Below are 16,282 nucleotides of genomic sequence, written 5' to 3' on the forward strand. Positions count from 1 at the left end.
GCGATGACGGACACCACCCGCGACCTGCGGACAGACACCGGGCTCGACGTCGCGTGCCACATCAACGCGCTGCTGCCCACCGCCGACCCCGGCGCGCTGCCCGCCGCCCTCTCGGCGCTGGCCGACGCGGGCTACTCCCGCATCGTGCTGCCGCCGCTGGATCCGAAGACGACGGATGCCGCGACCCTGGCCGCCGTGCTGAGGGATCACGGCATGACGGGCCTCACGATCGCCGGCGGGCAGGGCGGCGAGGCCGACGTGTCGTCGGAGGATGCCGGGCGCCGCGCCGCGGGTGCGGCGCTCCTGCGGGAGGTCGTCGACCTCACCGTCGCCCTCGGCGGCGATCAGATGAACGGCGTGCCCTACGGTCCCTTCGGGCCGCCGCAGGGCCCGACGTCGCCGGCGGCGGTCGAGCGCGCGGCCGCGGAGGTCGGGGCGGTAGCCGACTACGCGCACGAGCGCGGCGTCACGATGACCTTCGAGGTGCTGAACCGCTACGAGACCTCCCTGGTGAACACCGCGGAGCAGGCGATGGCCTTCGCCGAGCTGAGCGGCTCCCCGCATCTGCGCATCCACCTCGACACCTTCCACATGGCGGTCGAGGAGGCCGACATGTCCGCCGCGATCCGCACGGCGCTTCCGCGGCTGGGCTACCTCGAGCTCGGTCAGTCCGGCCGCGGTCGTCTCTCGACCGGCGCGGTCGCGCTCGCCGACGTCGTGCGCCAGGCGCTGGACGACGGCTACGAGGGCCGCTGGGGCGTCGAGGCCTTCTCGCGCTCCGTGCTGGCCCCGCCCGTCTCCGACATGCTGGCCATCTGGCGCTCGCCGTACGACGATGGATCGGAGCTCGCCCGCGACGCGATGCGCGTCATCCGCCAGGGATGGTCCCTGAGCACCGTGGGCCGCCGCAACCAGCGCCTCGCCCGCAGCGCCACGTCCTGACGCATCACCCTTCGAACACCCACCCGCACCACAAGGAGTCACGCTCATGAGCACGACAGCCACCACCTCCGGGACCCTCCTCGACGCCGAGGTCTTCGCCGGACGCATCTTCCTCGACGGCGAATGGGTCGTCGGCGGCGCCGGCGAGATCGCGTCGACCGAGCCCGCGACCGGTGAGACGCTCTCGATGGTCGGCATGGCGGATGCCGCGGACGTGACCCGTGCGGCGGAGGGCGCCGCCCGTGCGCAGAAGGAGTGGGCGGCCCTGCCCCACCCGGCCCGCGCGGCGGTGCTGCGTCGCGCCGGCCAGCTGTGGGAGGAGCACGCCGAGGAGATCTCCGGCTGGAACATCCGGGAGGTCGGGGCGATCCCGCCGCTCGCCGGCTTCGCCCTGCACGTCACCGCCGCCGAGTGCTACGAGGCGTCGTCGCTCCCGTCCGCGCCGCGCGGGACGGTGCTGTCCAGCGAGGAGCCGCGCCTGTCGCTCGCCGAGCAGATGCCGGTCGGCGTCGTCGGCGTCATCTCGCCCTTCAACGTGCCGCTGATCCTCGGCATCCGCGCCGTGGCGCCGGCGCTGGCGCTCGGCAACGCCGTCCTGCTCAAGCCCGACCCCCGCACGGTCGTCACCGGCGGCGTGTCGATGGTGCGCATCTTCGAGGAGGCGGGGCTCCCCGCCGGCGTCTTGCAGCTCGTCCCCGGGGGCGCCGAGGTCGGCGAGGCGATGATCGCCGATCCGCGCGTGCGCGTCATCGCGTTCACCGGCTCGACGCGCGCCGGTCGCTCGGTCGGCGAGCAGGCGGGGCGCCACCTGAAGCGCGCCCACCTCGAGCTCGGCGGCAACTCCGCCTACATCGTGCGCGCCGACGCCGACGTCGACAAGGCCGTGAACCTCGCGACCTGGGGCGCCTTCCTGCACCAGGGCCAGATCTGCATGACGGTCGGGCGCCACATCGTGCACGAGTCGGTCTTCGACGAGTACGTCGCCAAGCTCGCCGCGAAGGCCGAGTCGATGCACGTCGGCGACCCCGCCGCCGGGCAGGTGCACCTCGGGCCGCTCATCGACGAGGTGCAGCGCGACCGCGTGCACACGCTCGTGCAGGACGCCGTGGCGCAGGGCGCAGAGCTCAAAGCCGGCGGCACCTACGACCGGCTCTTCTACCGCCCGACGGTGCTGGCGAACACGCCGAGGGACGCGGCGGCCTACTGCGACGAGGTCTTCGGGCCCGTGGCATCCGTCGTCTCGTTCTCGACCGACGACGAGGCCGTCGAGCTCGCCACCGAGTCGGACTACGGCTTGTCGCTGGGCATCGTGACCGCCGACGTGTTCGGCGGGCTCGAGCTGGCCCGGCGGATCCCCACCGGCATCGTGCACATCAACGACCAGACCGTCAACGACGAGGCCAACGCCCCGTTCGGCGGCACCGGCTCGTCGGGCACGGGCTCGCGCCACGGCGGTGCGCAGGCGAACATCGACGCGTTCACCGAGACCCGCTGGATCACGATGCGCCGCGAGCCGGGGCAGTACCCGCTCTGACACTGGGCGGCCCCGCGGGGCGGCAGCAGACCTAGGCTCGACACACCGAGCCGTCGATGAGGAGCCCGATATGAGGATCACCGCCGCCGTGGCCGAGGAGACCGGCGCTCCGCTGCAGATCGAGACGCTGGAGCTCGACCCCCCGGGGCCCGGGGAGGTGCGCGTGCGGCTGGTCGCGACGGGCGTCTGCCACACCGACGCCATCACCCGTGACGGCCACCTCCCGCTGCCGCTGCCCGGCGTGCTCGGGCACGAGGGCGCCGGCATCGTGGAGGAGCTCGGAGACGGCGTCACCGGCGTGGAGGTCGGCGACCACGTCGTGATGGGCTGGCCGTTCTGCGGCGAATGCCGCAACTGCCTGCGCGGGGAGCCGCGCTACTGCGCGCAGCTCGGCCCGGCGGTCGCGGCCGGCGTGCGCTTCACGGGGCCGCTGGCCGGCACGGGCGCCTATCACCGCGAAGACGGCTCGTCGCTGTCGGGGCACTTCTTCGGTCAGTCCTCGTTCGCGACGGCGTCGATCGCCCTGGCCTCCTCGCTCGTCAAGGTCGATCCCGCTCTGCCGCTCGAGCTGCTCGGCCCGCTCGCGTGCGGCATCTCGACCGGCGCCGGCGCCGTGCTGAACACCGCGCGTCCGCAGCCGGGCGAGAGCATCGTCGTGTTCGGCGCGGGGGCGGTGGGCCTGGCCGCGATCATGGCGGCGCGCAGCACCCCCGCCACGACCATCGTCGCCGTCGACCTCAACGCCGACCGCCTCGAGCTCGCCCGCCGCTACGGCGCCACCCACGTCTTCACGGCGGGGGAGGGCGACGTGGATGCCGCGATCCGCGAGGCGTGCGGAGGAGACCCGGACCACGTCATCGAGTGCACGGGGGTCATCGCCGTCGTCGAGCAGGCCGTCGGGCTGATCGGGATGCTCGGAACGTGCATCCTCGTGGGCGGCGCGCCCGCCGGGACCGCGTTCTCGGTGGAGCACCAGCCCGCGCTGTGGGGCAAGCGCATCGTCGGCACGCTCGGCGGCAGCAGCACCAGCGCGCGGCTGATCCCCGCGCTGATCGCACTGCACGCGCAGGGCAGATTCCCCTTCGACGAGCTCGTGCGCTTCTACGACCTCGACCAGGTGGAGCAGGCCATCGCCGACAGCGCGTCGGGCGAGGTCATCAAGCCGATCCTGCGTATCTCGTCCGTCTGAGGCGGGTTCTGGGGCGCGCGCCGCCGGTCCCTTTCACTCGTAAACGCATTCCGCGCCGGGAAACACCGCGAGGCGGCGTTTCCCGGCGCGAATGGCGTTCACCAGCGCAACGGCGAGGGAGCTCAGCCCAGGTGCACGGCGGGGCCGCCGTCGCCCGAGGGCAGCAGGTGCTCCTTCGTGCCGCGGATCATGAAGAACGCCACGACCGATCCCGCCGCCATGACGACGGCCGACGCGAAGAAGGTCGCCGAGTAGCCGGCCGTGAACGCGGCCAGCTGCGACGCACCGTCGGTGACGTCGACGGTCGCCACGGCCGCGGCGTAGAACGCGGTGAAGACCGACAGCCCGATCGATCCGCCGATCTGCATCGCGGAGTTCGCCGCGGCGGACGCGACCCCCGCATCGTGCGGCGCGACGCGGGCGAGAGCGAGATTCTGCATCGGGATGAAGAGGTTCGCCATGCCGAGGCCCAGGAGCACGAGGCCGGGGAGCACCTCGGTGAAGTAGTTCCCGCCCGGCGTGATGCGGCTGAGGTAGAGCAGGCCCGCTGCCGCGATGAGGGGTCCGGCGATCATCATCGGCCGCGGCCCGATGACGGGGAGCAGGCGCGTCAGCAGCGGCGCGCACACCATGATGACGATCGTCATCGGCAGGGAGGCGACGCCGGCGACAAGCGGCGTGAAGCCCAGCACGATCTGCAGGTGGAACGCGAGGTAGACCGTGCCGCCGATCATGGCGCTGCCCGAGATGGCCTGGAGCAGCAGCGCGCCGCCGCGCACCCGGTCGGTGATGACGCGCAGCGGCAGCAGGGGCTGCGCGACGCGCGATTCGATGACCACGAAGGCGACGAGCAGCGCGATGCCGAGCACGACGAAGCCGATGGTGTCGAGGCGCGCCCAGCCGAACTCCGCGAGGCTGAAGCCGTAGACGAGCGAACCGAGGCCGGCGGTGACCGTCAGTGCCCCGGCGAGGTCGTAGCGGTTCTCGCCGTCGGCGCGCGACTCGCGGAGGAAGAGGAAGCCGCCGATGACGCCCGCGACGACGAACACCACGTTCACCAGCAGGCACCACCGCCAGTCCGCGAACTCGGTCAGCACGCCGCCGAGCAGCAGGCCGACGGCCGCGCCGGTGCCGGCGACCGTGCCGAAGACGGCGAAGGCCGTGTTGCGCTCCTTGCCGCCCGGGAACGACACCGTGAGCAGCGCGAGCGCCGCGGGGGCGAGGAGCGCCGCGAAGACGCCCTGCAGGCCGCGGGCGGCGATGAGCTCGGTGGGGTTCTGAGCGAGACCGCCGAAGACGGATGCTGCGCCGAACCCGATCATGCCGACCATGTAGGTGCGCTTGCGGCCCCAGTAGTCGGCGATGCGGCCGCCGAGCAGGAGCAGGGCGCCGAAGGCGAGGGCATAGGCCGTCACGACCCACTGGCGCTGGCCGTCGGTGAGACCGAGGTCGAGCTGCGCCTGCGGGAGGGCGATGTTGACGATCGTGCCGTCGAGCACGACGACGAGCTGGGCCAGCGCGAGGATGATCAGCGCACCCCAGCGACGGGCGCCGCGGATGCCGCGGGAGCCGACGGGGACGGCCCCGGTGCGGGGAAGGGGGATGGTGCCGGTGGACATGAAGAAACCTCCGGGGCTTCATGGGAAGGATGCCGGAGGTTTCAAGCCTCGGACCGCGATCGCCTTCGGCGACGCAGCCGTCACCCGCCTGTCGTCGGCGGGTCAGGGTTCCATTCTACCCGGCGTCGGCGGCCGGCATCCGCTCGCTCACGATCCGCGCGGTCGCGGCCGGATCGGGGCGGTGCATCACCGACTCCGGCACGATCACGAGCTCGGCGGCGGGCATCGCGTCAGACAGCCGGTCGGCCGCGGTCATGAGCATCGGGAAGGTCTGCTCCCCGCGCAGGATGGTGACGGGCGCCGATACGCTCCGCATCGCCGGCGTCGGTGTCGACAGCCGGGCGGTGAGCAGGGCGTCGTACACCGTCGACTGGGCCAGCGGCACGAGCGCGGGGAACATCTCGCTGCGGCGGATCGACTCCACCATCTCGCGTGGCAGCTCCACGCCCTCGAGCTGGAACAGCGAGACGGCCTCGCCGGGGTCGCCGGCGTCGATCAGCTCCTGCAGCCGATCCGGGAGGCCGGGCTCGGGTTCGTCGATGCCGAAGCGGAACGGCGGCTCTGAGAGGAACAGCGCCCGCACGGGCACTCCGAGCGAGGCCGCGTAGAGCGCGAGCACGGCTCCCGAAGAGTGCCCCAGCACCGCCGCCTCGCCGCCGACGGCGTCGATGACCGCCGCGACATCGGCGACCTCGTCCTCCGGCTGCGATCCGCGGCGGTCGCCGCTCTCGCCCCGCCCGCGCCGGTCGAGGGTCACCGCGCCGAGGCCGCGGGTCACCAGGGCGTCGGCGAGTCCCTGCCCGTCGGAGGCCCGCGAGAAGGCGCCGCCGAGGATCACGACCGGCGGGCCGTCGCCTGTCCGCTGGAATGCGATGCGGGTGCCGTCTGCGGACGTCGTCGTCTCCATGCCGACAGCACACCACGCCCCACCGACATCGCGCGACCGGCGCGGGAGCGAGACCGGCGCGAGACTCAGGGATGCCGTGAAGATCAGGCCGCTTCGCGGGGAATGCCCTGACTTTCGCGACATCCCTGACTATCGTCACCGCTCGGCCTGCGCGCGCAGCCGCGCCCACTCGGGCCGGCGCGCACAGCCGCGCCCGCTCGGCCTGGCACGCGCAGCCGCGACGGATGGGTCAACGCGCACGGCGGCGACGGACGGGCCGACGCGCGGCCGTGACGTGTCGGCCCGCCACCGCTACACGCCCCACCGACATCGCGCGACCGGCGCGATACTCAGGGATGCTGCGAGAATCAGGCCGTTTTGGGGGTAAGGCCCTGACTTTCGCGACATCCCTGACTCTCGTGACCGCTCGGCGTGCGTGCGCAGCCGCGTCCGCTCGGCCCGGCGCGCACAGCCGCGACGGACGGGTCAACGTGTACAGCCGCGACGGACGGGCCGACGCGCGCAGGCGCGACGGCGCACAGCCGCGACGGTTCGGCGTGAGCGCACGGCCGCGCCCGCTCGGCCCGGCGCGCGCAGCCGCGCCGGTCGGGCCGACGCGCGCAGCCGCGACGTGTCGGCCCGCCACCGCTTCGCGCCCGCCGACATCGCGCGACCGGCGCGAGACTCAGGGATGCCGCGAGGATCAGGCCGCTTCGGGGGGAATGCCCTGACTTTCGCGACATCCCTGACTCTCGTGACAGCTCGGCGTGCGCGCGCAGCCGTGACGTGTCGGCCCAGCGGCCGCTCCGCGCCCCTCGAGTTCGCGCGACCTCTTCTCAGCCGAGAGGGGTCAGCGCAGCATCCGCTCGACGTCCTCCGCCCAAATGCGCAGCACGCCGACGTGGCCGCGGCCGGCGCGCAGGTGCACCTCGGCCTGCGGGCACTGGGCGGCGAGGAGGTGCGCGTGCCGCATGGGGATGATCCGGTCCTCGTCCCCGTGCACCAGGTGCACGGGCGCCGTGATGCGCTCGAGATCGACGCCCCACGGGCTGACGAAGGCCACGTCGTCGTCGATGCCGCCGCCCTGCTCGGCCGCTCCGCCGCGCCCCGCATCCTCGCCGACCGCGGCGAGCTCGTTCTGGAGCGCTGCCCAGTCGTCGGCGGTGAACTGCCCGGGGTCGAAGTCGGCCGTCTCGCCCCACGTCTCTCGGGCTGCACGGCCCCGCTGCGCACTCCGGAGCGCTGCCGGATCGTGCATGCCCGCGAACCACGATTCTTCGCCGGTGCACGGCGCGGGCGACGCGAAGGCGACCGCGCCGAGTGCGCGCTCGCCGGCGAGGGCGGCGGCAGCCAGCGCGTGCGGTCCGCCGCCGGAGTACCCCGCCAGGGCGAACCGGTCGACATCCAGCGCGTCGGCCACGGCGAGGAGGTCCGCCGCCGCGTCGGCGACGGAGCGCCCCGCCCGCGGCTCGGAACCGCCGAAGCCCGGCCGCGCGACCGAGATCAGTCGCACGTGGTGCGCGCGTGCCCAGGCCGCGTGCGGAGCCAGCGGCACGCCGGTGTGCGGCGTGCCGCCCGACCAGAGGAGGACGGATGCCGCATCTAGGCCCGCGCCCGCCTCGTAGGCGACCACCGTCCGACCGTCGACGGCGAACTCGTGGCGGACGGCATCGGCGCTCATGCGAGCACCCTACGCCCGACGCCCGACGCCCGACGCCCGACGCCCGACGCCCGACGCCCGACGCCCGACGCCCGACGCCCGACGCCCGATGCCCGACGCCCGACGCCCTACGCCCGACGTGACCGACCGGCCCGAGGCGCCGTGCCCGACCGGCCCGACGCCCCGCGTCCAGCGCCAAGGCGGCGGCGTGGACGGTGTGCGGGACGGTGCACTGTCCCTCCACGCCGGGTTCCGCGACACTGGGCGCATGGATCAGAGCCTGCACTTCGTCACCCTGTCGACGCCCGACCTCGACGCGACGCGACGGTTCTACAGCGCCGGCCTCGGCTGGACCGCGCTGGTCGACGTCGAGGGGGAGGTCATCTTCTTCCAGGCCGCGCCGGGCCTCGTCCTGGGGTTCTTCGACGCCGACAAGTTCGAGCAGGACCTGGGGCGCGAGCGGCCCGGCTCCGGGGTCGAGGGCGTGGTGCTCGCGCACAACGTGGCCGATCGGGAGGCCGTGGCATCCGTGCTCCAGGCCTTCGAGGACGCGGGCGGGACGATCCTCACCCCTGCTCGCGACGGGGCGTTCGGCGGGATCTTCCACGGACACGCGGCGGACCCCAACGGTGTCGTGTGGGAGATCGCGCACAACCCCGGCTGGCGCATCGCGGACGACGGCGCCGTGGTCTTCGACCCCCCGGAGTAGCAGTCGCTCGTGATCGCCGGCCTGCCACACCGATGCCTCCGGTCGCTGAACGAAGGATCTCGCGCGAGGAGAGGACGGATGCTGCGCCATCCGTCCTCTCCCGACGCGAGCACCTCGGCTCGGCCGTGGGTGCGCCTGAGCCCACGCGAGCACCTCGGCTCGGCCGCGGGGACGCCCGAGCCGACGCAAGCGAACGCGCTGACCCGATCGCTCAGTCAACGGATCGGTGACGATCGTCAGGAAACGCTTGACAGTGCCCACGGCATGGCTGACCATGATGTCGTCAGCACAGAGGCGTGTGGACAGGTCTCAGCAGCCCCCGCGCCTCGTCGACGCACCGTCCGTCAACGAGAGGCCCGTCAATGAAGAAGAACCTCGCAGCGCTCGGCCTGCTGGCCGCAGCCGCACTCGCGCTCGCCGGCTGCACCGATTCCGCAGCCCCGGCGCCCGCCGGATCCGCCGCCCCCACCGCCGACGTCGGCTCGGGCGAGATGACGCAGGTCCGCGTCGCCGCGCTGCCCATCGCCGAGAGCGGCGCCCTGTGGGCCGCGATCGACGAGGGCATCTTCGCCGACCACGGGCTGGAGGTCGAGGTGGTCCCGGCCCAGGGTGGTGCCCAGGCGATCCCCGCCCTCATCAACGGCGACATCGATTTCGCGATCGGCCAGCCCTTCGGCCCCTTCCGCGCCAGCCTGCAGAACCTGGGCGCGGTCATCATCAGCAACTACGCCAGCTCGCTCCCGGCCAGCGCCGACACCGACGTGAACGCGGTCGTGGCGCTGTCCAGCTCGGGCATCGCCAGCCCGAAGGACCTCGCGGGCAAGCGCGTCTCGGTCAACAGCCTCGGCGCCGCCGGTGACGTGACGATCATGAAAGCCGTCGAAGACGACGGGGGCGACCCGAAGAGCATCCAGTTCGTCGAGGTCGCGTTCCCCGACGTGCAGGCGCAGCTGGAGACCGGCAGCATCGACGCCGGCTGGGTGCCCGATCCCTTCATGTCGCAGATCGCCGGCAACGGCGGCGCGATCATCACGCACCCGTACCAGGCCACGATCCCGGGGCTCGAGCTGCTGACGAACATCACGACGCAGAAGAAGATCGACGAGGACCCCGAGCTGGTCAAGAACTACGCCGACGCGATGTCGGAGGCTCTCACCTGGGCGTCGTCGAACGAGGACGCCGTCCGTGCCGCCATCGTGGAGAACATGAAGATCCCCGAGGCGGCCGCCGCCGGCATCACCCTGCCGGTGTTCACGCCCGAGCTCGATGTCGACAACCTGCGCACCCTGGCGGGGCTCGCCGTGGGCTACGGCGTGCTCGACAAGGAGCCCGACTTCGACGCGATGATCAAGCTCCAGTGACGTCCGGATGCCGCGTCCCCGGCCTCGCCGGGGACGCGGCGTCCTCCTCGCCTTTCGCCTGAGAACACGGAGCCGGATGATGACCACGCTGGACACTCCGCTGACGACCCCGCCGCCCGCGGGGCGCGATGCGGCCGCGCACACCCGCGCGCGACGGATGCCGAGCACGGCGCGCAAGGCGCTGCTCGGCGCCCTGGGCGTCGTCGGCTTCCTCGCGACCTGGCAGCTGATCCCCGCGCTCGGGATCATCGACGCGCGCTACCTTCCCTACGCGACCGACACCCTCGCGCGGCTGGCGACGATGCTCGGCGACCTGGAGTTCTACCGCAACATCGGACGCACGATGACGTCGTGGGCTATCGGTCTCGCGATCGCGCTGGTCGCCGCCGTCGTGCTCGGCGCGGTGGTCGGGCTCGTGCCCGTGCTGCGCCGCGCGACGCACACCACCGTGGAGTTCCTCCGCCCCATCCCGTCGGTGGCGCTCATCCCGCTGGCCATCCTCATCTTCGGCATCCAGCTGCCCGCCGCGCTCGTCATCATCGTCTACGCGACCTTCTGGCAGATCTTCGTGCAGGTGCTCTACGGGGTGGCCGACGTCGACGCGGTCGCCCGCGACACCGCGCGCAGCTTCGGCCTCGGACGCGGGGCGCGGTTCCGCCACCTCGTGTTCCCGACGACGCTGCCCTACCTCATGACCGGCCTGCGCCTCGGCGCGGCGGTCGCCCTCATCCTGGCCATCACCGCCGAGATGACCATCGGCGTGCCGGGGCTCGGCAACGTGCTGAACGTCGCGCGCAACGCGGGCGACAACGTGACCGTCTTCGCCGTCGTGGTCACGACCGGGCTCCTGGGCCTGCTGGTGAACCTCGTGTTCCGCTTCATCGAGCGCCGCACGCTGTCGTGGCACCAGTCCGTGCGCGGGGAGGAGGTGCTGTGACGCTCTACACCAGCACCGTCGTGACCCCCCGCCGCCGGCCGGGGGTGTGGGCGAAAGTCGGACAGAGCACCGTCTACGCCATCGGGCTGCCGCTCCTGCTCCTCGTCATCTGGGGCGTCTGGTCGAGCGCGTCTCCGCAGATCTTCCTCCCGAACCCGGTCGTCATCGTGCAGGCGTTCGTGAAGACCTGGGTCGGTCCCGCCTTCGTCGTCGACGTGCTCCCGAGCCTCGGCCGGCTGGCGCTGGCGATCGTCCTCGCCGTCGTGCTGGGCGTCGCAGCCGGCATGGTCATCGGCCTCACGCGCTGGCTGCGGGAGATGCTCGAGCCGACGCTGGAGTTCTTCCGCGCCATCCCGCCGCCCACCCTCATCCCCGTCTTCATCCTGCTCATGGGCATCTCCGACACCATGAAGGTGAGCGTCATCGTCGCGGGGGCGATCTGGCCGGTGCTGCTGAACACGATCGAGGGCGTGCGCGCGACCGACGCGATCATGACGGAGACCGCCCGATCGTTCGCCCTGACGCGGACGGAGCACATCCGATACCTCGTGCTGCCGGCCGCGAGCCCCCGCATCATGGCGGGCGTCCGCCAGACCCTGTCGATCGCCCTGATCATGATGGTGATCTCCGAGATGTTCAACACGTCGTCGGGCCTCGGCTACCGCATCGTCTACTTCCAGCGGAACTACCTCATCGCCGAGATGTGGAGCGGCATCCTGCTGCTCGGTCTCGTCGGTGTGCTGCTGGCCGTCATCTTCGGCTTCGCCGAGCGCCGGGTGCTGCGCTGGTACCACGGCATCAAGGAGGTAGAAAGTGCCTGACACCCTGCTCACCGTGACGAACCTCAAGAAGGTCTACGAGTCCTCGACCGGCTCCGTGGAGGCCATCGGCGACATCAGCATCACGATGCGTCGCGGCGAGCTGGTGTGCATCGTGGGGCCCTCCGGCTGCGGCAAGACGACGCTGCTCAAGTGCATCGCCGGCCTCCTCGCGCCGACGGCCGGCGTCATCGAGCTCGACGGAGCCCGGGTGACCGCCCCGCCGCCCAACATGGCGCTGGTGTTCCAGGAGTACGGCCGCAGCCTCTACCCGTGGCTCACGGTGCGCGGCAACGTCGAGCTCCCCCTGCGGCACAAGGGGCTGAGCCGCGCCGAGCGCGACCGGCTCGTCGACGACGCGCTGACCGCGGTCGGGCTCGAGCACGCGGGCAAGAGCTACCCCTGGCAGCTGTCCGGCGGCATGCAGCAGCGCGTGGCCATCGCCCGCGCCGTGGCCTACCAGCCCGAGGTGCTGATCATGGACGAGCCGTTCGCGGCCGTCGACGCGCAGACCCGCGCCGACCTCGAAGATCTGGTGCGACGCCTGCACCTCGAGCGCGGCATGTCGATCCTCTTCGTGACGCACGACATCGACGAGTCGGTCTATCTCGGCGAGCGCGTCGTGGTGCTGTCGAAGTCGCCGACCTGGGTGCAGGAGGATCTCGTCATCGACCTCGCCCCCGAGCGCGACCAGATCACCACGCGGGCGCTCCCGCGGTTCACCGAGCTGCGCACGCACGTCTACGAGCAGATCCAGCGCGCGAAGCGCGGCGAGGCCGTTCGGCCCGCTCGATGACGGCCGGGCAGGAGCGGGTCGCGCCGTATCGCGCACCCCGTGAGCTCCTGCTGGCGCTGCTGGGCGATCATGTGCTCGACCATCCCGAGCGCCCAGTGCGGGCGGCCGCGGTGATCACCGTCCTCGAGGGCGCCGGCATCGCGGAAGCGGCCGTCCGCGCGTCCCTCTCGCGCCTCGTGCGCCAGGGGGTGCTGGCCTCGCAGCGCCACGGGCGCGAGATCGCCTTCCGCCTCACCGCCGCCGGCGCCGCGCTCCTCGCGCAGGGCAACGAGCGCGTGCGCGGCGACCACCCCTTCAGCCCCCACGGCGGCGGCTGGACGCTCGTGACGTTCTCCATCCCCGAGGGGCGCCGCGATCTGCGTCACCGGGTGCGCTCGACGCTGACCTGGCTGGGGTTCGCACCGCTGCGCGACGGGCTGTGGCTGGCTCCCGGCGAGGTCGACCTGCGCACCTCGCTGCTGCCCCTCATCGGGGAGCTCGACGACGGCGCGGTGATGGCGTTCCGCGCGCGCGAGCTCGAGGAGTTCCCGATGGCGCCGAGCGTGCATCAGGCGTGGGACATCGAGGCCATCCGGGCCGCCCACGTCGCCTTCCTCGGCACGTGGGAAGACGTGGATGCCGCGGACGTCACCGCGCGCGACGCGGCGCTGGTGACGCGCATCGAGCTCGTCGCCGACTGGCTCGAGCTGCTGGGCACCGACCCGGGGCTGCCGCCGGAGTACATGGACGTCGACTGGCCGGCCGCCGCATCCGCCCGCGTCTACCGCCGGCTGCGCGACGGGCTGGAGGCCGGCGCGTCGGCGGCGTTCGCGACACTGACCGGCGCCGCTCCCGCCCTGCGCGACTGAGGGTTTCGCCCGACCCGCTTAGACCCGCCTCGGGCTTACCCGCCGGCGCAGACCCGGCCCGCGCGGGGACAGGATCTCGCGCGAGGACAGGACGGATGCTGGGCGAAGCGTCCTGCCTCCGCCCCGCATCCTGTGCTCAGCGGGAGGCGCGCCCGCCCGCGCGGGGACAGGATCTCGCGCGACGACAGGACCGATGCTGCGCGAAGTGTCCTGCCTCCGCCCCGCATCCTCCGCTCAGCGGGACGCCCCCGCCCCGCATCCTGTGCTCAACGCGGAACGCGCTCCCGCACGAACCGCGGCCGGCCCACGAACACCCCGACCACGACCTGCGCGACGAGCACCACCGCCACGAGTCCCAGCGAGGCCGCCCAGCCGCCCGTGAGAGTGACGAGCGCGCCGAATCCGACCGGTCCCAGCGCGGCGAGGAGGTAGCCGCCCGACTGCGCCATGCCCGACAGGGCGCCGGCGTCCTGGTGGGTGCGGGCGCGGAGGCTGAACAGGCTCATCGCCATGCCGAGCGCCGCGCCGCAGCCCAGGCCGCAGACGATCGCCCAGAGCAGGAACAGCCCCGGCGCGACGAGGAGCCCGAGGATGCCGAGCAGGGTCAGCGCGGGGATCGCCGCCGCGGCGAGCCGGGCGACCGCGCCGCGCAGCAGCAGCGGGACGACGAGCGAGCCCGCGAAGCAGAACACCTGGTAGATCATCACGTCGATGCCGGCGACCACCTCCGTGCGGCCGAGCGACTGGGCGATCGGCGCGAACCAGGTCACGAGCATGTAGAAGGTCATCGACTGCAGGCCCATGTAGAGGAGCACCTGCCAGGCGAGCGCGTCGCGCCAGATGGCCCCGCCCACCGACGAGCGTCGGGCCGGGACGCGTCGCGCGGGCAGTCCGCGGGTGCACGCGATCCAGGCGATCACGGCGAAGGGCAGCAGTGCGCCGGTCCACAGCAGCGCCGCCCGCCAGCCGAGCGGACCGCCGCCGGCCTCGATGTGCGAGATCGGCACGACGACGCCGGAGCCGACGGCGCCCATCCCCGCCAGGCACGCGGTGAAGACGGCGGTCACCGCGGGCACGCGATCCGGGAAGTCGCGCTTGATCACGGCCGGCATCAGCACGTTGACGATCGCGAGCGACGCGCCGATGAGCGCGGTGCCCAGCCACAGGTTGACCGCCGTCCCGGGGACGGACCGCCATGCCGTGCCAGCGCACAGCAGCAGCAGCGCCGCGAGCACGGTCCGCGACATCCCGAAGCGGGCGCTGAGACCCTGCGCCAGGGGCGAGACCAGCCCGAACGCGATGAGCGGCACCGCGGCGAGCGCGCCGAGCGCCGCCTCCGTGGTGCCCAGGTCGGCCGAGATCTGCGCCAGCAGCGGCCCGATGCCGGTGATCGTCGGGCGGAGGTTGAGCGCGATCAGCAGGACCGCGACGAGCAGAAGGACACGGGATGCCGCGGGCCGCGGCATCCCGTGTCCTTCGACGTCGTCAGTGGGCCTGGGCTGCAAGGGCCGCCGTGTCGATGTGGGCGATGGAGCGGGTGTCCTGGAAGGCGCGGACGCCCTCGATGCCCTGCTCGCGGCCCATGCCGGACTGCTTCATGCCGCCGAAGGGCGCGCGCAGGTCGAGGCGGGTGGCGCCGTGGTCGTTGACCCAGACGTAGCCGCACACGAGCTGCCCGCCGACGCGGTTGGCCGCCTCGACGTCGGCCGTCCACACCGAGCCGCACAGGCCGCCCCACGTGTCGTTGGCCAGCGCGACGGCCTCGTCCTCGGTGTCGAAGCCGATGATGGGGATGACGGGGCCGAACTGCTCCTGCGTCACCACGCGCAGCGACGGGTCGGGGTTGACCACGAGCGCCGGACGCAGGAAGTTGCCGCCCTCGAGCTCGCCGCCGGGGAGCTCGCCGTACTCGCGGACGTCGGCTCCGGCATCCTTCGCCTCCTGGATGATCTCCTCGACGAAGGCCTTCTGGGCGGGCTGGTGCAGCGGGCCCATCGTGGTGCCCTCATCGAGTCCGTAGCCGAGGACGACCTTGTTCAGCCGCTCCTCGAGGCCGGCGACGACCTCGTCGAGACGCGAGTTGTGCACGAAGACGCGCTTGGCGTTCATGCAGATCTGGCCGGTGGTGTCGTAGATCGCCGCGTAGAGGCGGTCGAGGTGCGTGTCGTCGATGATCGCGTCCTCGAGGAACACCGCCGCGTCGTTGCCGCCGAGCTCGAGGGTCACGCGGGTGAGGGTCGAGGACGCCATCTTCATGATCCGCTTGCCGCCGTTGACGCTGCCGGTGAAGCACACCTTGGCGATGTCGGTGTTCTTGATGAGGCCGGCCATGTTCTCGTCCTTGCCGGTGACGACGTTCAGCACTCCCGCGGGGAGCTTCTCCGCGATGCGCTGCACGACGCGCGTGGTCGCCAGCGGCGCCGAGGGCGGCGGCTTCACGATCGCGGTGTTGCCTGCCAGCAGGGCGTGGGGGAGGGCCGCGCCCAGGATCGCGATCGGCCAGTTGAACGGCACGATGACGGTGACGACGCCGAGCGGCTGGTAGGCCACGGTCGTCTCGACCGGGATCATCCCGGGCACGACGGGGAGCGTCTTGCCCGTGTCGACCTCGTCGGCCAGCATCAGCGCGAGGTTCCAGCGGATCTCGAGCACGAGCGCGTCGACCCACGACTCCATGCGCACCTTGCCGTTCTCCTGCGACAGGATCGCGGCGTCGGCGTCGCGGTCGTCGGCGATGCCGGCGATGGCCTCCGCCATCTTCGCCGCGCGCTCGGTCGCGCTGAGAGCGGCCCAGGCCGGGAAGGCGGACTTCGCGGCGGCGACGGCGTCGGCGACGTCCTCCGCCGAGGCGGAGGCGGCGTGGCCGACGACGACGCCGGGCTTGCCCGGATCGGCGATGGCCAGGGTGTCATCGGTGTGGCGCTCCTCGCCGCCGATGTACAGCCCGGTGCGGACCTCTGTGGTCACGGTGTCACTCATCAAG

The 16,282-nt window shown here is 72.6% G+C and carries 14 protein-coding genes; 9 read left to right on the forward strand and 5 right to left on the reverse strand.

Annotated features, from left to right (window positions below; genetic code table 11):
- The first annotated feature begins 3 nt into the window (after positions 1 to 3).
- The 3 genes from ABC304_RS04970 (at position 4) to ABC304_RS04980 (ending at position 3,665) form a co-directional block, all read left to right on the forward strand.
- On the forward strand, positions 4 to 942 hold the full coding sequence (locus ABC304_RS04970; protein WP_412929286.1) for a sugar phosphate isomerase/epimerase family protein: 939 nt from the start codon (positions 4 to 6) through the stop codon (positions 940 to 942).
- Positions 943 to 988: 46 nt separating this feature from the next.
- Positions 989 to 2,476: a benzaldehyde dehydrogenase gene (locus ABC304_RS04975; protein WP_412929287.1), complete on the forward strand. Its 1,488-nt coding sequence runs from the start codon at positions 989 to 991 to the stop codon at positions 2,474 to 2,476.
- A gap of 70 nt (positions 2,477 to 2,546) precedes the next feature.
- Positions 2,547 to 3,665 carry an NAD(P)-dependent alcohol dehydrogenase gene (locus tag ABC304_RS04980; protein WP_412929288.1) on the forward strand — a complete coding sequence of 373 codons (1,119 nt, stop codon included), beginning with the start codon at positions 2,547 to 2,549 and terminating at the stop codon, positions 3,663 to 3,665.
- 122 nt (positions 3,666 to 3,787) lie between these two features.
- Here ABC304_RS04980 and ABC304_RS04985 read toward each other — a convergent pair whose 3' ends face one another.
- The 3 genes from ABC304_RS04985 to ABC304_RS04995 all read right to left on the reverse strand — a co-directional run bounded on the left by ABC304_RS04985 (position 3,788) and on the right by ABC304_RS04995 (position 7,851).
- Positions 3,788 to 5,284 (reverse strand): MFS transporter, encoded by a 1,497-nt coding sequence (locus ABC304_RS04985; RefSeq protein ID WP_412929289.1) that lies wholly within the window; start codon positions 5,282 to 5,284, stop codon positions 3,788 to 3,790.
- A 115-nt stretch (positions 5,285 to 5,399) separates the two neighbouring features.
- A complete protein-coding gene (locus tag ABC304_RS04990; protein WP_412929291.1) occupies positions 5,400 to 6,191 on the reverse strand; it encodes an alpha/beta fold hydrolase in 792 nt (263 codons plus the stop codon).
- Positions 6,192 to 7,020: 829 nt separating this feature from the next.
- On the reverse strand, positions 7,021 to 7,851 hold the full coding sequence (locus ABC304_RS04995) for an alpha/beta fold hydrolase (protein ID WP_412929292.1): 831 nt from the start codon (positions 7,849 to 7,851) through the stop codon (positions 7,021 to 7,023).
- 247 nt (positions 7,852 to 8,098) lie between these two features.
- Between ABC304_RS04995 and ABC304_RS05000 the strand changes: the two genes are divergently transcribed.
- From ABC304_RS05000 to ABC304_RS05025, 6 genes are all read left to right on the forward strand, one after another.
- On the forward strand, positions 8,099 to 8,539 hold the full coding sequence (locus ABC304_RS05000) for a VOC family protein (protein ID WP_412929294.1): 441 nt from the start codon (positions 8,099 to 8,101) through the stop codon (positions 8,537 to 8,539).
- 362 nt (positions 8,540 to 8,901) lie between these two features.
- Positions 8,902 to 9,900: an ABC transporter substrate-binding protein gene (locus ABC304_RS05005; RefSeq protein ID WP_412929295.1), complete on the forward strand. Its 999-nt coding sequence runs from the start codon at positions 8,902 to 8,904 to the stop codon at positions 9,898 to 9,900.
- 76 nt (positions 9,901 to 9,976) lie between these two features.
- Positions 9,977 to 10,837: an ABC transporter permease gene (locus ABC304_RS05010; RefSeq protein WP_412929296.1), complete on the forward strand. Its 861-nt coding sequence runs from the start codon at positions 9,977 to 9,979 to the stop codon at positions 10,835 to 10,837.
- Positions 10,834 to 11,658, forward strand: coding sequence for an ABC transporter permease (locus ABC304_RS05015; RefSeq protein ID WP_412929298.1), 825 nt, complete (start codon positions 10,834 to 10,836; stop codon positions 11,656 to 11,658). The genes ABC304_RS05010 and ABC304_RS05015 overlap by 4 nt, the downstream gene beginning before the upstream one ends.
- Positions 11,651 to 12,451, forward strand: a complete 801-nt coding sequence (locus ABC304_RS05020) for an ABC transporter ATP-binding protein (protein WP_412929300.1) — start codon at positions 11,651 to 11,653, stop codon at positions 12,449 to 12,451. Before ABC304_RS05015 ends, ABC304_RS05020 begins: the two co-directional genes overlap by 8 nt.
- Positions 12,448 to 13,299 (forward strand): PaaX family transcriptional regulator, encoded by an 852-nt coding sequence (locus ABC304_RS05025; protein ID WP_412929301.1) that lies wholly within the window; start codon positions 12,448 to 12,450, stop codon positions 13,297 to 13,299. The genes ABC304_RS05020 and ABC304_RS05025 overlap by 4 nt, the downstream gene beginning before the upstream one ends.
- Positions 13,300 to 13,565: 266 nt before the next feature.
- Here the strand turns inward: ABC304_RS05025 and ABC304_RS05030 are convergent, their stop codons facing one another.
- Positions 13,566 to 14,765: an MFS transporter gene (locus ABC304_RS05030; protein WP_412929302.1), complete on the reverse strand. Its 1,200-nt coding sequence runs from the start codon at positions 14,763 to 14,765 to the stop codon at positions 13,566 to 13,568.
- A 19-nt stretch (positions 14,766 to 14,784) separates the two neighbouring features.
- Positions 14,785 to 16,278, reverse strand: coding sequence for an aldehyde dehydrogenase family protein (locus tag ABC304_RS05035; protein ID WP_412929303.1), 1,494 nt, complete (start codon positions 16,276 to 16,278; stop codon positions 14,785 to 14,787).
- Positions 16,279 to 16,282 lie beyond the last annotated feature (4 nt).

Origin of the sequence: Microbacterium jepli (assembly GCF_047237905.1) — a bacterium.
GTDB lineage: Bacteria > Actinomycetota > Actinomycetes > Actinomycetales > Microbacteriaceae > Microbacterium.